This window comes from Bacillus sp. Root131 (assembly GCF_001429475.1).
GTDB lineage: Bacteria > Bacillota > Bacilli > Bacillales > Bacillaceae_G > Bacillus_A > Bacillus_A thuringiensis_S.
On the sequence record NZ_LMJQ01000001.1, the window covers coordinates 1,753,156 to 1,769,427 of the forward strand.

The following is a 16,272-nucleotide window of genomic DNA, read 5'->3' on the forward strand; positions in this document are numbered from 1 at the left end:
TAGTTAAAACAACAAGTTACTATCATAAAAAAATAAATTTTTAGAAAATTTACAAAAATACTTTACAAAACTAGAAAAAACAGTAGAATATTAATTAATAAGAATTTTCTGATAACGAAAGTTAGTAGGGAATCTCTAAATGTTAATAGCGTACATATAATTGGGGAGGGTACAAAAATGAAGAGAAAAAAGATGAAAAAATTAACAGCGGTAGTAGCACCAGTTTTAGTAATGAGTATGGCATTAACAGCTTGCTCTGGATCTGGGGAAAAAGATAAAGCAAGCACAACACCAAAAAGCAGTGAAAAAGAAGGCGGAAAGCTAGCGGCGAAGCAAGTGCTTAATTTAACAGAGTCTCAAGAGATTCCATCTATGGACTCTGCTAAAGCGACAGACCAAGTATCGTTTCTCGCTTTAAACAACGTAATGGAAGGTTTGTATAGACTTGATAAAGATAATAAAGCAACACCAGGGGTTGCTGAATCATATAAAAAGAGTGATGACGGTAAAAAATATACATTTAAATTGAATAAAAATGCAAAATGGTCAAATGGAGAGCCTGTAACAGCAAAAGATTTCGTATTCTCTTGGAAACGTGCGGTAGATAAAAATACAGCAGCGGAATATGCATACATTATGTTTGATTTAAAAAATGCACAAGCGATTAATGAAGGAAAAGCTGAGCTAGATACGTTAGGAGTAAAAGCTGTAGATGACTATACGTTAGAAGTAGAATTAGAAAATCCAGTTCCTTACTTTGTAGAATTAACTTCATTTGGAACATTTTATCCATTAAACGAGAAGTTTGTAAAAGAAAAAGGAGAAAAGTACGGTTTAGAAGCAGATACAACGTTATACAACGGACCATTTACATTAACAGACTGGAAACATGAAGAAGGTTGGAAGTTAAAGAAAAATGCACAATACTGGGATAATAAAACAGTTAAGTTGGAAGAAATTAACTTTAATGTGGTAAAAGATAGCGGTACACGTGTCAATTTATATGAAAGTGGACAAATTGATCGCTCAGGACTTACATCTGAATTTGTTGACAAATATAAATCAAGCCCCGATTTCTTTACACAAAAAACACCGTCAACGTACTTCTTACGCTTAAACCAAAAACGTGGTGGGCAAGATACAGTGCTAAAGAGCAAAGATTTACGTTTAGCGATTGCAAAAGCGTATGATAAAAAAGGCTTAACGAATGTAATTTTAAATGATGGTTCTACACCTGCAGATTACTTAGTACCAAAAGAATTTGCTAAGAGCCCAGATGGAAAAGACTTCCGTAAAGAAAATGGAGATATTTTAAAAACAGATGTGAAAAAGGCAAAAGAGCATTGGGAAAAAGCGAAAAAAGAACTTGGAAAAGATGCAATTACAGTAGAACTATTAAACTATGATGGTGATGGTGCGAAAAAAGTAGGAGAGTTCTTAAAAGGAGAACTTGAGAAAAACTTACCAGGCTTAACAGTGAATTTGAAAAACCAGCCATTTAAACAAAAGTTAAAATTAGAATCAGATCTAGATTATGATTTATCTTACGCTGGTTGGGGCCCTGACTACTTAGATCCAATGACGTTCATTGATATGTTCGTTACAAATGGGCCTCATAACCAAACAGGATATTCAAATCCTAAATATGATGAAATTGTAGAAAAAGGTAAAGGTGAGCTATTAACGAAAACGAAAGAGCGTTGGGATAGCTTACTGAAAGCTGAGAAAATGTTACTTGAAGATGCAGCAATTGCACCATTATATCAACGTGGTGATGCAATTGTTCAAAGAGCAAAAGTAAAAGGAATTGTTCACCACCCAGTTGGTGGAGATTACAGCTACAAATGGGCATATATCGGTGAGGAAAAATAAGCTGAGGGGGCGCGTGATGCGCCCTTTTTTTATGCACTTTTCATTCTTCCTTGAATATATAAAATAAAAAAGGGAGAATCCCATGGAACGAAATACTTACATCGATTTCTTAGCTTATTACGGAATAGGAAGTGCTCATCCTGGTGGTTTTACGTTAACAAAACAATTGCTAGCACAACTGCCTCTTAGACAAGGAGCGGATGTCCTTGAGATAGGTTGTGGTACGGGGAAAACAGCGGCTTACATGACAAAAGAATTCGGTTATAAAGTAACAGCGGTTGAAAAGAATGAAATTATGATTCAAAAAGCGAAAGATAGATGGTTGTTTGAAAGATTGAATGTACAATTGATTCAAGGTGATGCAGAGCGATTACCTTGTTTAAATGATTCATTTGAGTTTGTGCTTGGGGAATCGATACTCGCTTTTACAGATAAAGAAAGGGTTATATCAGAGTGCTATCGTGTATTACAGAAGGATGGTAAGCTTGTTGTCATTGAAATGATTATTAATACACATATTGAGAAGAGTGAGGAAGAAAAAATTGCCCAATTATATGGCATGAAAGAATTATTAACTGAGAATGAGTGGGTACAACTATTTCAGAAAGCAAATTTCAAAAGAATTACAATTGCTGGCGGTGGTACAATTGCAGAAACGATATCTAGCTATATAGAAGAGCCGGAATGGAATGTATCAACATATATTCCGAATGAGTTATATGAGGCATGGGTACAGCATGAAAATGTACGGCTTATGTACCAACATATTTTAGGGCATCGTATTTTTATATGTGAAAAATAAAGAAAAAGAGTTGGCTAAAGGTAGTCAACTCTTTACTATGTTAAATGAAAAATAATGCAGCTAAAGTAATTCCGAAGATGAAACCAAATCCAAGTTCAACGCCCCAGCCACAACCGCCACCACAGCCGCCGCCACCACAATTACCGCAACCACGACCGCCACATCCACAGCTACTGAATCCACCACTGCAACCAAATCCGCAACTATCACACCTGCTAATGCCGCCGCAAAGATCACAACCACCGTTTGCATATGCGTCATAGTATCCGAATCCTGTATCAAAAGATGAGCGCTGTTGCATTGGTTCGATCCATACAGATTCATTTGTCACATCGATTATTTTGCCTAAATGAATGCGACCATCGCGATCTTCAATTCGAACAACTTTACCGAAATAACGTCGGCACGTATCATAACATCTTTGTCTATGCATGTTCTGTCCTCCTTCCCCCTTACAGTAATACGATATGTAAGGGGGACAAGTGCGGCTTGTACGAATGACCTACCTATCATAATTGTTATATGAAAGGGGAAATATAGAGAAAGGATATAGTAAGGAGGGAAAGGCAATGAAATCTACAGATCAGTTTCAAACATACGAAGTACCGTGGAAAGAATTTATAGAAGCATTGCGAGATGAAATGAAGAAACAAGTAGGAGCGGATATTATTGATACAGTAGTTTGCAATTTAGAGGATGGATTTGAAGTGTATACATATATACAGGGGGATTTAGAGTTTGAATATAAAGAAGCGCTTGAAAGAAAATACGGAAGTGATGCTAAGACTCCTAATTTGTTAACAATTATGCTATTAGCCAGCATTTATAATACGAGTGAAGCGAATATACGCTTACATGCAGATAACAAAGATAATCCAATTGTTGAAGTATATGTGAAGCAATGAAACACGCTGTGAAAGGCGTGTTTTTTATTTGTATGATAAAATGTTAGAAAATTGAGAAAGAAGGTGGAGGATTGGGAATTAAACATCTTAATTTAACAGTTACAGATGTAACAGCATCTAGAGAGTTTTTAGAGAGGTATTTTGGTTTAATTTGTAGTGGAACAAGGGGGAATGCCTTTGCAGTTATGCGTGATAATGATGGATTTATACTAACTTTAATGAAGGGAAAAGAAGTTCAGTATCCAAAAACATTTCATGTAGGATTTCCACAAGGAAGTGAAGAACAAGTAGATAAGATAAATCAAAGATTGAAGAAAGATGGATTTTTGGTGGAGCCTCCTAAGCATGCCCATGCATATACATTTTACGTTGAAGCACCTGGTGGATTTACAATTGAAGTAATGTGCTAATTAAAAAATCAAACTTTTTGTTGTGTGTTTTTAATATGAAAAGTAGGAAAAGTCTGTTTTAAGTATGAAGCTTAGACAGGCTTTTTTGCTTATATAATTGGATAGAAAATGCTATAAAGAATATTACCAAGTGTATATATATGTTTACATAATAAAGTTATGGTGGGTTAGTTGTCCTAAAATACAAGTCATATATCTTGTTTCCTCTCATAAATTTAAACATAGGAATTTGTCTACAAAGGTGGCGAAGCCTCATCATGAAAATTCGAATTTGTGCCACATTCATGTTGTTTCTATTTATATGGTTACATCCTTATTGGACTTTTGCAAAAGGAGAGGAGGCAAAGGAAAGGGTCGTTTCACTTGTATATGATGATTCGGGCAGCATGAGAAATAACGATCGCTGGAAATATGCCAATTACGCTTTGCAAAGTTTAGTTGCGCTATTAGATGAAAAAGATACATTTTCTTATGTTCCAATGAGCAAGCCGAATAATCCGTTAAACATTTCGTTAACGAAGGATAAAAGGCAAACAGAAATTGAAGGAATTGGAGCGTGGAAAACGTATTTAAATACTCCTTTTAGCGCAGTAGAGACGGCGATGCAATCTATAAAAAAGGAAGCAGATATAGATGGAAAACGTGAATTTTGGCTTATTGTATTAACTGACGGGGCATTTAATGATCTAGAAAAAGATAAAGTTGGCGGAAAAGAACAAATTACAAAGAAACTAACAGACTTTAAGAAAGAAATGGATGTAAAAAAGATATCTCTACATCCTATCTTAATTACGATGGAAGAGGATTTAGGGCAGCAAGAAAAAGAACAATTAAATACGTTTAAAGAAATATGGAAGAAAGAGATAAACGGAGTTACGATGCCGTCAAGCGGAGAGGATGGCATTGTAAAAAGTGTAAATCAAGTGGCAGCATTAGTTGCGAATCGTGATCCATTCTCCTCCGTTGAATCGATTGTAAAAACGAAAGTAGTAGGAAAGAAAGTAGAGATTACAACGCCGTTCCCATTAAAGCGTATGACGCTTGTACGACAATCGCCTTCGCTGTCTAATTATCAGGTCACACAAATTTCGAAACCATTACAGTTACAGTCTTCTTTTTCCATACATGCACCCGGAGAAGCGAAATTATTCGGAAATATAGTTCATATAAGCACGGAAAATCAGGAAGTCATTAAACCAGGAACATATACGATAGAAGTGGATCGGGATATTGAGAAAGAAGGATTGCAAGTACTTGTTGAACCAGCGCTTAACTATACGGTTTCTACTTATGACAAAGATGATAATAGTCAAAAAAATGTTGAACAAATGTACGAAGGTGTTACTGCTGTTATTGAAGCAAAGCCTACTGAGTTACCAATTCAGTCTTCTTACTTTCAAGCAGAAGTAGAAATAGACGGAAAACAATATCCGATGAAGTGGAACGATAAGAGGCATGTGTTTTATTACGAAACGAAGATTGGTAAAGGGTTAGTACGTGGAAAAGTTCATATGAATATAAAGGGATTTTACAGACAGACGAAAGAATTCAAAATTGAAACAACAGAAAAGCCAAAATTATCACTTCAAACTGTTACGAAAGATTATGAAGAAAAAGTAACGAATTTAGAGAATAGTAAACCGTTTATTTTACAACCAAAGTTAGATGGTAAGCCGATGACAGAAGGGGCTGTAAAGAAACTATTAAAATCTACTGGTGTCACATCTAAACAATCAATCAACTATGAAATAAAACAACGTGGTAATCAAATTTACGTTTATCCTCGTCCTTATTACTCCGACACATTCAATTTCACAGATACTGGCACCGTAGAAGCTACCATCGTTATACAAGATGCGAAATTACAAGAAGTAAAGAAGCAAATATCACTCCATATTCAAAGTGCGCCGTTTTATGAAAAGTATGCGCTTATTTTTAAGTTTGTCATTCCTATCACTTTATTGCTGCTAGTAGTAGGCATAATCGTTTTAGGATGGATTGTTCGTCCAAGATTTCACCGGAAAGCGCTATTGTATTACGAATGGGATCAAGAAGTAGCGAAAGATTGGTTATATCAATCTGAACCAGAATTACTTCGAAATAAATGGTGGAAACATTATTTTGGTATCCCATTTCGAGCAGAAAGAAAAACTGTGCAATCCGTTACGTTTATAGCCAAGAAAGGTTCGAAATCTGTCTTTGTAGCGAAAGAGTCACAAGTAGTAGGAATGATTATTGATGGGATGTTTATAACAGAGGAAGAAGTAGGAATGGAGCATAAGACACTATATCCAAATGAACTTTTATTAATTGATAGAGGATATGGTAAGGAGATTTACAAATATGAATGTGAATAGTAGGTAGGGATAAGAGGGGAGTCTTAGCTTTCTTTCCCTTTCTTTTTAAACAAGCAAGAATAGGAAGGTGGTTCACATGACATTACAAGTTCCAACGATATTAATTGGATTAGGTGGAATCGGTAGTACTGTGACGCATCAAATATATGAAAAACTGCCTGAAGAGCGCCGAAAAAAGGTAGCGATGCACGTATTTGATACAGATGTGAATACATTGAGTAAATTTGATCATATTCGAAAGTTTAAGACACAAACGAGTTCAAGTAAAACGCCTAGAGAGTATATTGCAGGAGATCCAACGATTCCAGAGTGGTTTCCAATGGATCCAACTATACTTGATAAACCATTAACAGAAGGAGCAGGACAGTTACGCGTCATTTCACGTTTAGCGTTACGTGCTGCGATGAAAGAAGATAAATTGACGTCCTTTTGGCAAGAAATTGAGAAGATTTTTCCGGTTACAAGTGATCAAACGGAATATGGTGTGCGAGTTATTATTGTAACATCACTAGCAGGTGGAACAGGTTCGGGGATGTTTCTGCAAATTGCATTATATTTACGTGAAATGCTTCGGAAAAAACTGCAGCATCATAACATTTTAATACGCGGTGCATTTTTAATGCCTGATGTGTTAGTGAAGACGAGAACGGTTAGTGCGAAAGAATTTGAAACGGTGCAAGCAAATGGTTATGCGTCTTTAAAAGAATTGCATGCCATTACGCTCGGTTCAACTGGAGAATTATCAAAACGCGGTGGTGTAACGATTGAATTAGAATACCGTCCGGATCAAGTAGATGAGGATGGAAGAACGAATCATACGATTAAACAACATCATTTACCGTACAATTATTGTTTCTTATATGATTACGAAAACTTACATGGACACCATTTACACAATTTATCGGATTATATGGAGCAGATGGCAAATACGATTTATTTACAGTTATTTAGTCCGATGTCCACAAGTCATTTTGCACAGGAAGATAATCAAATTCAGCAATTGGCAGAATCAAGCGGGAAAGGACGATATTGCGGGGCAGGAACAGCAAAGCTCATTTATCCATATGAACATGTGTTAAAATATTGTGCTTTAAAATGGGCTGTGCAAGGTTTAGACGAATCGTGGCTTCATTTGGATCAACTCTTTCAAGAAAAGAAGCAAAGGTACGACCAAGATGTAAAACGTGGGATGCAGCGTGAAAAGCCGGAGAGAGGTAAAAGTTATTTAGAGGACTTGGAACATCTTGCTACCCGTCCAGAGCAAGCTCATATTTTCTATAGACAAATGTACAATGAAACGCGTGAAGGAGCAGAGGGTGGTAAGCTCGGAGTTGCGAAATCAAAACTGTTTTTAGAAGCTGTAGAAAGTTATGTACAACGCACGGTGCAAAAAGATGAGGAATTAAATCGTCTGCAACATGAGTGTAAAATTTCAGCTGCGAAGCTGAAAATGATGGAACAAATGAAAGGTGAAGTGGCAAGAGTGGATCATGCGGTGCGTTTATATGCGTATGCGATTCCGAGCCGTGTACATGAACATGTAACGACACTTTTATATGACATGATTGAATCAGACCGCTTTTCACCAAGTGGTTCTGAAGGGCAGTCCTATCAATTAAATACATGGTTTTTAAAGAAAACAGATCCAGTTCACCCAGTAGCAGCACGTTTTATGTTATATGAAATTCGAAAGCAGTTAGTAGAAAAAATGAATCGACTACATGAAAATAATGAACAAAAGCGTAATGTAATTCAAAACTACGATAAAAAATTTAATGTGGGTAATATCGATGGAACGGTAACGGCTGTACGCCGAGTAGAAATTGCTCAACAACAAGGCTGGTTTGGAAAAATGATTAATAATCAGCAACGTTTATTCAAAAGAGAATTTGAAGACATCGTAACGCAATATGTACACAAATTAAATGAATATCGAAAAGAAATGCTATTAGAACTTGTGTATCAATCGCTATATCAAACAGTTAATAAAATGATTCAATATTGGGAAAGGTTTTTTGATAATTTACATGAAACACGTGAAAATTTATTGTTTGAAATCCAAAAGCGCAGTAAGGAATTTGAAGGGAAAACAAACCCGACGAATGTATATGTATTAGCTGAGGAACAGCTGCAAGAAAAGATATGGCAAGATATGCAGCAACATTTAAATTTAGGTGTACTACCGAAAGATATATCAGCGGAAATTTATATGAGTTTGTACGGGGAATATTGTCGTGATGCGAAAACAGAAGAGATTCAGTCGAAAAAGGTAGAGGATTTCTACCGAGAACATATACTGAGCTATTGTTATGACGAACTGCAAGTACGCTATCGTGATAAATTAGAATTGAATATTATTGAAGCATTGCGAAAAGAAGCAGATTATAAGAAACGTGATCGCAATGAATACGTGCGTGAAAAAATTGAAGACCTGTTCCATTTAGCAAGTCCGTTCATTCCGAAAGTTGCTCATCATAGGGAATTACAATATTGGGGTATACATCCTTCTTTAAAGAAAGAGCTGCAAGAGGAATTAATTCAAGAAATGTTTAAAGAAAAAGATACAGTACATGAAGCCTTTTCGCCATTTGAAGTGATCTGTTATCGAGCACATTACGGCTTATCGCTGCAAGACTTTCCTAAATTATCATCAGGACATATTTCAAACGGATTTATGAATGATAAAGGTGACTATTTCCAATCGTATTATCGCCGTGTAAACAAATTAAATAGTAAAAAATCTAGTTTAACGCCGCATTTAGATAAGTATTGGCACTTACCAGCCTTTATGCCAGATTTAAACGCGACTCAAACAAAATTAGATTATGATAAATGTAATCGTGCATTACTATACGCATATATGTATCGCTGGATTAGTTTAGTTGCTGTTGATGGACAGTTTGTGTATCAATATAACGGTGTGGGACGTAGCTTTTTAATTCAGTCGATGGGGAAAAATATTTCAAGCGAAAGTTATAAATTACACAGAGCATTGCTTCATAATCCGTTTATTTATGAAAACATCTTGTCACGATTTGAAGAAGAGCAAGAAAAGGCGATGATACAAGGTGGACATTTATATACACATCCGTTCGTATTAGGAGCCCAAGATGTAAGATGGCTTAGAAAAGAACATGTCCACAATCTTTTAGACATGATTTTAATGTATGACCGTGAAGCGAAGTATGATCCGACGTTAGAAGAAACATCAGATGAATTATTAAGACTATTCCTTGATGAAATCGAGTTGTATTTCCAGAACTATTACGGTACAGGTGCCGATATGGTGGCAAAGAAAGAGAAAGAAATGTTTATTAAACAATTGTGGGATCGCTCGCATGCAAAAGGATATGTAGATCCAAATAGCGCTCCGTATAAAAAATGGCAAAATTTATTAAGTGTTCAAGATGAAGAAGAAACGCCAAAAACGAATGTATAATGAATGAAAAGGGAATCCTTAAAAGTGGCAATACAACTTTAGAAAAGAGGGATTCTGATGCCGTTTTTAGGAAGTGTATATCAAATATTTGGATTATATCCAGAAATTTATTATGGAATGATTTCAGCTGAACTTGCGGAGCAGCAAAGGTTGGAACAAGCGGAAAACGAAGAACCAGAAACAGAAGCGTAACTGCATAAGCTTCAAAATAAAAAATGATAACACGCTACTTGCTCTTTAAACGTATAAGAGCAAGTAGCGTGTTTTTTCTATTTAATAATCCCATTTTCTAAAATTTTAATAGTTGGTGCTACTTTCACATTAGCTTTTGAAAAGGCACGTGGCCAATCATCTTCAACTTGTTTCCATTCTTTATAGTGAAATGCTCTCGCATAATCACCAAATCCGAATGGATCGAGTTGCTGTTTTTGAATTTTGTAGATTAATTCGTTTAAATCTTTGTTTAGTTGTTTTGTAATAAGAGAAGTTAATTTCTTTCTATCTTTATCTATATCCATGTTGAATGTAAGTTCAGATACGGCAATTTTTAAATCCATTTTAATATTAAATTTGAAGCGGTTATCGCTATAGTCTGTATCGATATCATGATTCATACTAAGAACGTTTATTGTTATGAAATCGTCGCCTTTTGTATCTTTTAGATGGCTATTACTTTCAACTAAATTAGAGGGGATTTTCATTGTAAGTGAAACGGGTATATTAGCTTTCTTTTGCACCATAAGAAGAAGGGCACTTTCATAGCGATTTAAAGACATCTTATAAGTTCCACGAGAAGTTAATAGTGCCGAACCGGTAACAATAACATCTTTCTTCCCTTTTTTTATTTCTGAAATAGCAGGAGTTACGCCTTTATTAAAAGTTTGTCTATGAAATTCATGGAATGTCGTAAACACGGTCCGATTGTATAGTTTGTTCGTATTAATTAAATCTGTTAAATATTCAGGAAGAGCAGGCTTATCTTTGAAATTATTATATATAACAGAAGAAATGGGGCCATCTACTGCAACCATGCGCATATTTCCTGTATTTTTAGGATCGCGATACCAAACATCCAGATAAGGCATAGCTCCTTCTTGTTTTAAAAAATTTGTGCTAAACAATATGAGCTGTAACTTTTCTGTGGACACTAAACCGCTGCTTGAACTGTTAAACGTATCTTTTGCTTCTCGGGGTGTATGTACTTTCGCTTCATGAATTTCGTACTTTTTCTCTACATCTTCATTAAAAATAGGGTTTACGTGATACACAATTAATTTTCCTTTTGGTTTTGCGTCAAAACCGTAAATTAATGAGATGGATTGTTTTTCTAAATCAAGCCGATCTTCACAGCCTACTAAAAAAATTATGAGGAAACAAAATATAATAAAATGAATACAACGTCTCATTTAAATTTTTCTCCTTTTCCAATGCTGATAAAGTGTCATGTATAAGAGAAATACCACTGGGAATAGAAAAACGATAAAATAACTAGCAGTTCCCCAAAATTCCCGCAACGCACTTATCTGATAAGAAGAAGGGATATAAAAGAATAAGATGAAAATACAGCCGAATAATAAAAAATAAATAGGTAATGAACTGCCTTTTTTGTTAAGTAATTGATTAATTCCATCTGAAGCAGTGAAAATATAAGGAATACAGGAATCAAAAATAATAAAGAGATAAAATGACAAAAAGATAATTTCAAATCGCTCAAGAAATGAGAAGTGAAACGGTGTAACAAGAGAAAGTGTCGGCCATAAAAACTTTGTTATACCATCTGGACTAAAATAAATAAAAGAAACGAACGTGATTTGAAGATAAATAAATAACGTAATCAAATTCGCAATAACGATTCCTTTTTTTGCAGATGCTTTGTTAGTTAAATAAGGATAAAGGACAAACGAAAACTCGAATCCGAGAAACGCAATGATAGTTGATTTCACGGTGTTTATAATTGGTAGCCATCCTTCCTTGATAAGAGGAAGTAGATATATAAAATGCCCATCTTTAAGAGGAATAAATAATAATAATGGCATCCAAAGTGTAAAGATGACAGTGAAAACAGCAAAACGACTAATAATAAGTGCTCCTTTACATGCAAGCATAAGCATTGGAATAGATAGCAAAATCATAATTAAAGACATAGGAGATCTAGGTAAAATCCAAATATGAATAACGTATAAGAGGGAAAAAATTAAGGAAACAGCTGCGAGTACAGCATATAAAATCCAAAAAATCATTACTACTCTTCCTAGCCATTTTCCAAGATAGCGTATCAGCACATCAAGTAAAGTATATCCTGGATGTTTTTCCATAATTTTTACAATACATAGACTGACTAAAGTAGTAATGACACATCCGATAATAATAGACATCCAGCCATCTGTATTCGCCCCTTGTGCAACTTCACGCGGGAGTGTAAGTACGCCAAATCCGACTTGAACACCACTAATAGTTAAAATGTATTGAAATAAAGTGATTTCCCTCTTTGCACGTTTTGTCACTTATTCTCCTCCTTTTCCTCAACATCGCTTTGCCGGTTATTTTGTTTTAATTGTAGAGATAGTGGCCGTTTCTTCATGATTTTCCATGGGAAACGTACAAGGGTATCTTTTAAGTCCGAAGCATATGACGGAGAAAAAGGACTACCATATGGCACACCAAGTGATTCCATAGAAAGAATATGGATGATAATGATTGCCATTCCAACCATAATTCCAATGACGCCAAATAAAGAGGCTGCTATCATCATTGGGAATCGAAGAAGCCGAATTCCTGCTGACATTTCTAAGTTAGGAATAATGAAAGAGGCAACCGCAGTAATTGATACGACGATAACCATAACGTTACTAACAATCCCAGCTTGAACCGCAGCTTGTCCAATTACAATTCCTCCTACGACGCCGATTGTTTGTCCAACAGGCCCAGGAAGCCGAATCGCTGCTTCTCGGAGCATTTCGAGAACTAATTCCATTAATAAAGCTTCTAATATGGGGGGGGAAAGGAATTTTGGCTCGAGATTCTCCAATCGTTAACAACAATTTGAGCGGAATTACTTCATAATGGAAGGAAATCATAGCAATATAAAGAGCAGGAGCAAATATTGCAATAAATAGCCCAGTGAAACGAAGAAGTCGTATAAAAGATGGAATCATAGGTCTGAAGCTGTAATCATCTATCGTCTGAAAAAAGGATGAAAAGGTCATAGGTCCTATTAATACGCCTGGTGAGCGATCTACAACAACAGCGATTCGCCCATTCAAAATATGATGTGCCGTTGTGTCAGGACGTTCAGTGATAGACAATTGTGGGAAGAGAGTATAGGAATTATCTTCAACAAATCCTTCTAATTCACCGGTAGTAAGAATAGCATCTACTTTGATTGATTCGATGCGGCATGCCATATCTTGTACAACATCTTCGTTTGCAACATCTGCAAGATAAAGTAAAAAAACTTTAGAGGTTGCTCGTTCGCCAACAGTGAATTCCTTCACTTTTAATTCGCGATTTGGAATATAGCGACGAATAAGTGCGATACTATCACTTGCCACTTCATTAAATCCTTCGTGTGAGCTTTTTATGGAAGTCTCTGTTGTAGGTTCTTCAATACTCCTTTTTGGCGCCGCTTGTGTATCTAGTTCTAAAGCTGATAATTGACCGTTTATAAATAAAATACTTTTGCCATGTAAGAGAGATTGCTCAATGTCTATCCACTTCTGAACTTTTTTAATATTCCCTATAGAAACAGAAGATTTCCAAAAATCGTCTTCATTCCATTCTTTAAATAAGAGAGGCCGAAGAATATCTACATTAATAACAGTTTTATCTACAAGTCCTTCCATATATATAAGAGCAGCTTCTTTTCCGTTTTTTAACGGGAAAGTGCGTGTAATTAATTCTGGAATACCACTAAATAATTTGGATAAGTGTTTAAGATTAAGCGGCATGGAGGAAGAAGTTTCTTTATGTAATACAGTTTCAGATTGCTCGTGTGTAAAGAAAGATTTTTCGCCCCTTATCCATTTTCGAAAAGAACCCATATATTCACCTTATTCCTCGTTGAACTTTATATGGGTTATTATGGATAGTTACATACAGACATATGCGCAGTTTAAAATTTATATTGTATATTTGTACATTTAACGCTATAATTATAGTGTTAAAGATGGAATCGTGATATGACCTGTTATGAATCTATCGTTTTATTTATGAATAAATGGATTGGTATTTTAGCAAGATGTGCTAATAAACTACTCCACCATGATAATAGCGTGCCAAAAATGTGGTGCGTATATTTTCGTGGTGGAGTTTTTTTATTCTAAAAAAGGGGGAAAGACCATGAATGACAACATGGTTCATATTACAATTGACGGAAAAAAGTATGCAGCGGAGCCTGGTTCAACGATATTGGGTGTGATTAATGAGAACGGGATTGAACATCCGCAAATTTGTTACGTGCCAGAAGTAGATCCTATTCAAACATGTGACACTTGTATTGTAGAAGTTGACGGAAAGTTAATGCGTTCTTGTTCGACGATAGCAACGGAAGGTATGGACATTGAACGTGCTTCTGTTCGCGCAAAAGAAGCACAAACAGAGGCGATGGATCGGTTACTAGAAAATCATTTATTATACTGTACAGTATGTGACAATAACAATGGGAACTGTAAACTGCATAATACAGCAGAATTAATGGAAATCGAACATCAAAAATATCCTTATGAACCGAAAGTAGATGTAAGTGAAGTTGATATGACGCATCCGTTTTATCGCTATGACCCTAATCAATGTATTGCATGCGGTCAATGCGTTGAGGTGTGTCAAAACTTACAAGTAAATGAAACGTTATCGATAGACTGGGAAGCGGAACGCCCACGAGTTATTTGGGATGAAGGAGTAAATATTAATGATTCTTCATGCGTTAGCTGTGGTCAATGTGTAACGATTTGCCCTTGTAACGCTTTAATGGAGAAAACGATGCTCGGTGAAGCTGGATTTATGACGGGATTAAATACGGTATCATATATACCTAGGGTTTTAGAGCCCTTGGTGACACTTTGGTAACTTTTTTGCCAAATCGTCTTCTATAAAGGCGAGTGCCTCTGCTTGTTTTGACGGATATAAGTGACTATAAGTATTCAAAGTTGTTGCTACATCAGAATGACCTAGTCGTTGTGCTACTACAAGTGGACTTACACCTTTATTAATTAAATAAGATGCATGTGAATGTCTAAATTCATGAAGTAAAATTTTTTTCACTCCAGCAGTAGCCACATATTTCTTGTATCGTTCATCTAGCGTGGAGGTAGCAATACTATTATAAAACTCACCGAAAACAACATAATCATTCTTTACTGGTGCTGTTAATGTAGCATGTTCTTTTAATTTCTTCAATAAATTAATGATAAGTGTAGGCAATAAGATGATTCTATTCGATGATTTTGTCTTTGGTTTTGTAACTTGACGATTGTATTCAGTTTTGTTGATGTTAATCGTTTTTCCTACAAAATCAACATCCGCCCATGTTAAAGCTAATAATTCACCTTTCCTAGCGCCGCTATAATAAAGTGTCGAAAAAAATGCATTGTAAAGTAGATCATCTACAGTATCGATGAATCTTTGAAATTCATCGAATTCCCAATAACTCATTCGTTTATTTGATTCTAATTCAAAGTTTCCTGCAATACGTGCTGGATTGCTAGTCAATCCATAAAATTTTATCGCAAAATTGAATATAGCGGATAGTATAGTATGAATTTGCTTTAGAGTATCAGCGGAGTAGTTATTTAAGAGTTTATTTTGATAGTTCATTACATGTTTTGCGGTAATGGTATCAATTTTCATTTTACCAAATTCTTTTAGTAAATGATTATAAATTGCATTTTTTATGGCGTTAATCGAAGACTGTTTCCTCCTCTGGCAATACCAATCAAAGTAACTATCCGCCACTTGAGCGAATGTTAAGCTAGAGTTCGTTTCTTTTTCAACTAACATTTTCGCTTCGGCTTCACGCGCTTCCTTTTTTGTTTTAAATCCACGACGTTTTACTTGTTTTTGAGTACCATCAAACTGACGGACTCTGACAACGAAAAAATATGTTCCTCGTTCTTTATCTTTGTAGATCACCATAAGAATCCCTCCTGTATATGTAAAGATTGATAATTCAATTTATTGAGTAGATTATAACTTGTTTGTTACCAAAAGAAAAGACGCTCAACATAAATTGAGCGTCTCACTTTGACTTGAACCACTTTAATTTTAATAACATATTACCTACATGAAAATAAAATTGCCGTTTAAAACATTATAGCATATTTAAATTCGAAAATACTCAAAAAATAAAATTCCCCACTAATGTTAGTGGGGAGATTGGTTAGGGAAACCAATCAGGACGATACCTTAGTAAGGATAAAATCATATTACCATAATAATGTCGTGACTGGTATTGAGAAAGTCCGACATTTGTTTATAATAATATCGTAATGTG

11 protein-coding genes and 2 pseudogenes are annotated in these 16,272 nt (G+C 35.4%); 8 read left to right on the forward strand and 5 right to left on the reverse strand.

Going from position 1 to position 16,272, the window contains the following annotated elements; translation table 11 throughout:
- Positions 1–177 precede the first annotated feature (177 nt).
- Positions 178–1,872: a peptide ABC transporter substrate-binding protein gene (locus ASE54_RS08780; RefSeq protein WP_000823459.1), complete on the forward strand. Its 1,695-nt coding sequence runs from the start codon at positions 178–180 to the stop codon at positions 1,870–1,872.
- Positions 1,873–1,954: 82 nt separating this feature from the next.
- Positions 1,955–2,674: a class I SAM-dependent methyltransferase gene (locus ASE54_RS08785; RefSeq protein WP_000440865.1), complete on the forward strand. Its 720-nt coding sequence runs from the start codon at positions 1,955–1,957 to the stop codon at positions 2,672–2,674.
- 40 nt (positions 2,675–2,714) lie between these two features.
- Here ASE54_RS08785 and ASE54_RS08790 read toward each other — a convergent pair whose 3' ends face one another.
- Complete coding sequence (locus ASE54_RS08790) at positions 2,715–3,107, reverse strand: hypothetical protein (RefSeq protein WP_000555011.1); 393 nt, start codon at positions 3,105–3,107, stop codon at positions 2,715–2,717.
- A gap of 136 nt (positions 3,108–3,243) precedes the next feature.
- On the opposite strand from ASE54_RS08790, the gene ASE54_RS08795 reads away from it, so the two are divergent.
- The 5 genes from ASE54_RS08795 to ASE54_RS08815 all read left to right on the forward strand — a co-directional run bounded on the left by ASE54_RS08795 (position 3,244) and on the right by ASE54_RS08815 (position 9,977).
- Positions 3,244–3,579: a hypothetical protein gene (locus ASE54_RS08795; protein WP_000842916.1), complete on the forward strand. Its 336-nt coding sequence runs from the start codon at positions 3,244–3,246 to the stop codon at positions 3,577–3,579.
- Positions 3,580–3,650: 71 nt separating this feature from the next.
- The gene (locus ASE54_RS08800) at positions 3,651–3,989 is read left to right on the forward strand and encodes a VOC family protein (RefSeq protein WP_000511531.1); all 339 of its coding nucleotides are present in this window, start codon (positions 3,651–3,653) and stop codon (positions 3,987–3,989) included.
- Positions 3,990–4,246: 257 nt separating this feature from the next.
- Positions 4,247–6,346 (forward strand): vWA domain-containing protein, encoded by a 2,100-nt coding sequence (locus tag ASE54_RS08805; RefSeq protein WP_000702105.1) that lies wholly within the window; start codon positions 4,247–4,249, stop codon positions 6,344–6,346.
- A gap of 76 nt (positions 6,347–6,422) precedes the next feature.
- The gene (locus tag ASE54_RS08810) at positions 6,423–9,785 is read left to right on the forward strand and encodes a tubulin-like doman-containing protein (RefSeq protein ID WP_000175113.1); all 3,363 of its coding nucleotides are present in this window, start codon (positions 6,423–6,425) and stop codon (positions 9,783–9,785) included.
- A gap of 57 nt (positions 9,786–9,842) precedes the next feature.
- Positions 9,843–9,977 carry a hypothetical protein gene (locus ASE54_RS08815; RefSeq protein WP_001116178.1) on the forward strand — a complete coding sequence of 45 codons (135 nt, stop codon included), beginning with the start codon at positions 9,843–9,845 and terminating at the stop codon, positions 9,975–9,977.
- Positions 9,978–10,054: 77 nt separating this feature from the next.
- Here the strand turns inward: ASE54_RS08815 and ASE54_RS08820 are convergent, their stop codons facing one another.
- The 3 genes and pseudogenes from ASE54_RS08820 to ASE54_RS08830 all read right to left on the reverse strand — a co-directional run bounded on the left by ASE54_RS08820 (position 10,055) and on the right by ASE54_RS08830 (position 13,825).
- Positions 10,055–11,191 carry a Ger(x)C family spore germination protein gene (locus ASE54_RS08820; protein ID WP_001250481.1) on the reverse strand — a complete coding sequence of 379 codons (1,137 nt, stop codon included), beginning with the start codon at positions 11,189–11,191 and terminating at the stop codon, positions 10,055–10,057.
- Positions 11,192–12,289, reverse strand: coding sequence for an endospore germination permease (locus ASE54_RS08825; protein ID WP_000166526.1), 1,098 nt, complete (start codon positions 12,287–12,289; stop codon positions 11,192–11,194). It lies immediately after the preceding gene.
- Positions 12,286–13,825, reverse strand: a pseudogene (locus ASE54_RS08830) (spore germination protein). The gene ASE54_RS08825 and the pseudogene ASE54_RS08830 overlap by 4 nt, the downstream one beginning before the upstream one ends.
- Positions 13,826–14,123: 298 nt before the next feature.
- Here ASE54_RS08830 and ASE54_RS08835 point away from each other — a divergent pair.
- Positions 14,124–14,795: pseudogene (locus ASE54_RS08835) on the forward strand (2Fe-2S iron-sulfur cluster-binding protein); the annotation flags it as partial.
- Between the two features lie 27 nt (positions 14,796–14,822).
- Here the strand turns inward: ASE54_RS08835 and ASE54_RS08840 are convergent.
- On the reverse strand, positions 14,823–15,914 hold the full coding sequence (locus tag ASE54_RS08840) for a site-specific integrase (RefSeq protein WP_000237495.1): 1,092 nt from the start codon (positions 15,912–15,914) through the stop codon (positions 14,823–14,825).
- Between the last annotated feature and the right edge of the window lie 358 nt (positions 15,915–16,272).

Excerpts from the sequence above, each read along its gene's own strand:
- ASE54_RS08780 (WP_000823459.1), top strand. The coding sequence starts at position 178 with ATGAAGAGAAAAAAGATGAAAAAATTAACAGCGGTAGTAGCACCAGTT.
- ASE54_RS08785 (WP_000440865.1), top strand. The coding sequence starts at position 1,955 with ATGGAACGAAATACTTACATCGATTTCTTAGCTTATTACGGAATAGGA.
- ASE54_RS08790 (WP_000555011.1), bottom strand. The coding sequence starts at position 3,107 with ATGCATAGACAAAGATGTTATGATACGTGCCGACGTTATTTCGGTAAA.
- ASE54_RS08795 (WP_000842916.1), top strand. The coding sequence starts at position 3,244 with ATGAAATCTACAGATCAGTTTCAAACATACGAAGTACCGTGGAAAGAA.
- ASE54_RS08805 (WP_000702105.1), top strand. The coding sequence starts at position 4,247 with ATGAAAATTCGAATTTGTGCCACATTCATGTTGTTTCTATTTATATGG.
- ASE54_RS08810 (WP_000175113.1), top strand. The coding sequence starts at position 6,423 with ATGACATTACAAGTTCCAACGATATTAATTGGATTAGGTGGAATCGGT.
- ASE54_RS08815 (WP_001116178.1), top strand. The coding sequence starts at position 9,843 with ATGCCGTTTTTAGGAAGTGTATATCAAATATTTGGATTATATCCAGAA.
- ASE54_RS08820 (WP_001250481.1), bottom strand. The coding sequence starts at position 11,191 with ATGAGACGTTGTATTCATTTTATTATATTTTGTTTCCTCATAATTTTT.
- ASE54_RS08840 (WP_000237495.1), bottom strand. The coding sequence starts at position 15,914 with ATGGTGATCTACAAAGATAAAGAACGAGGAACATATTTTTTCGTTGTC.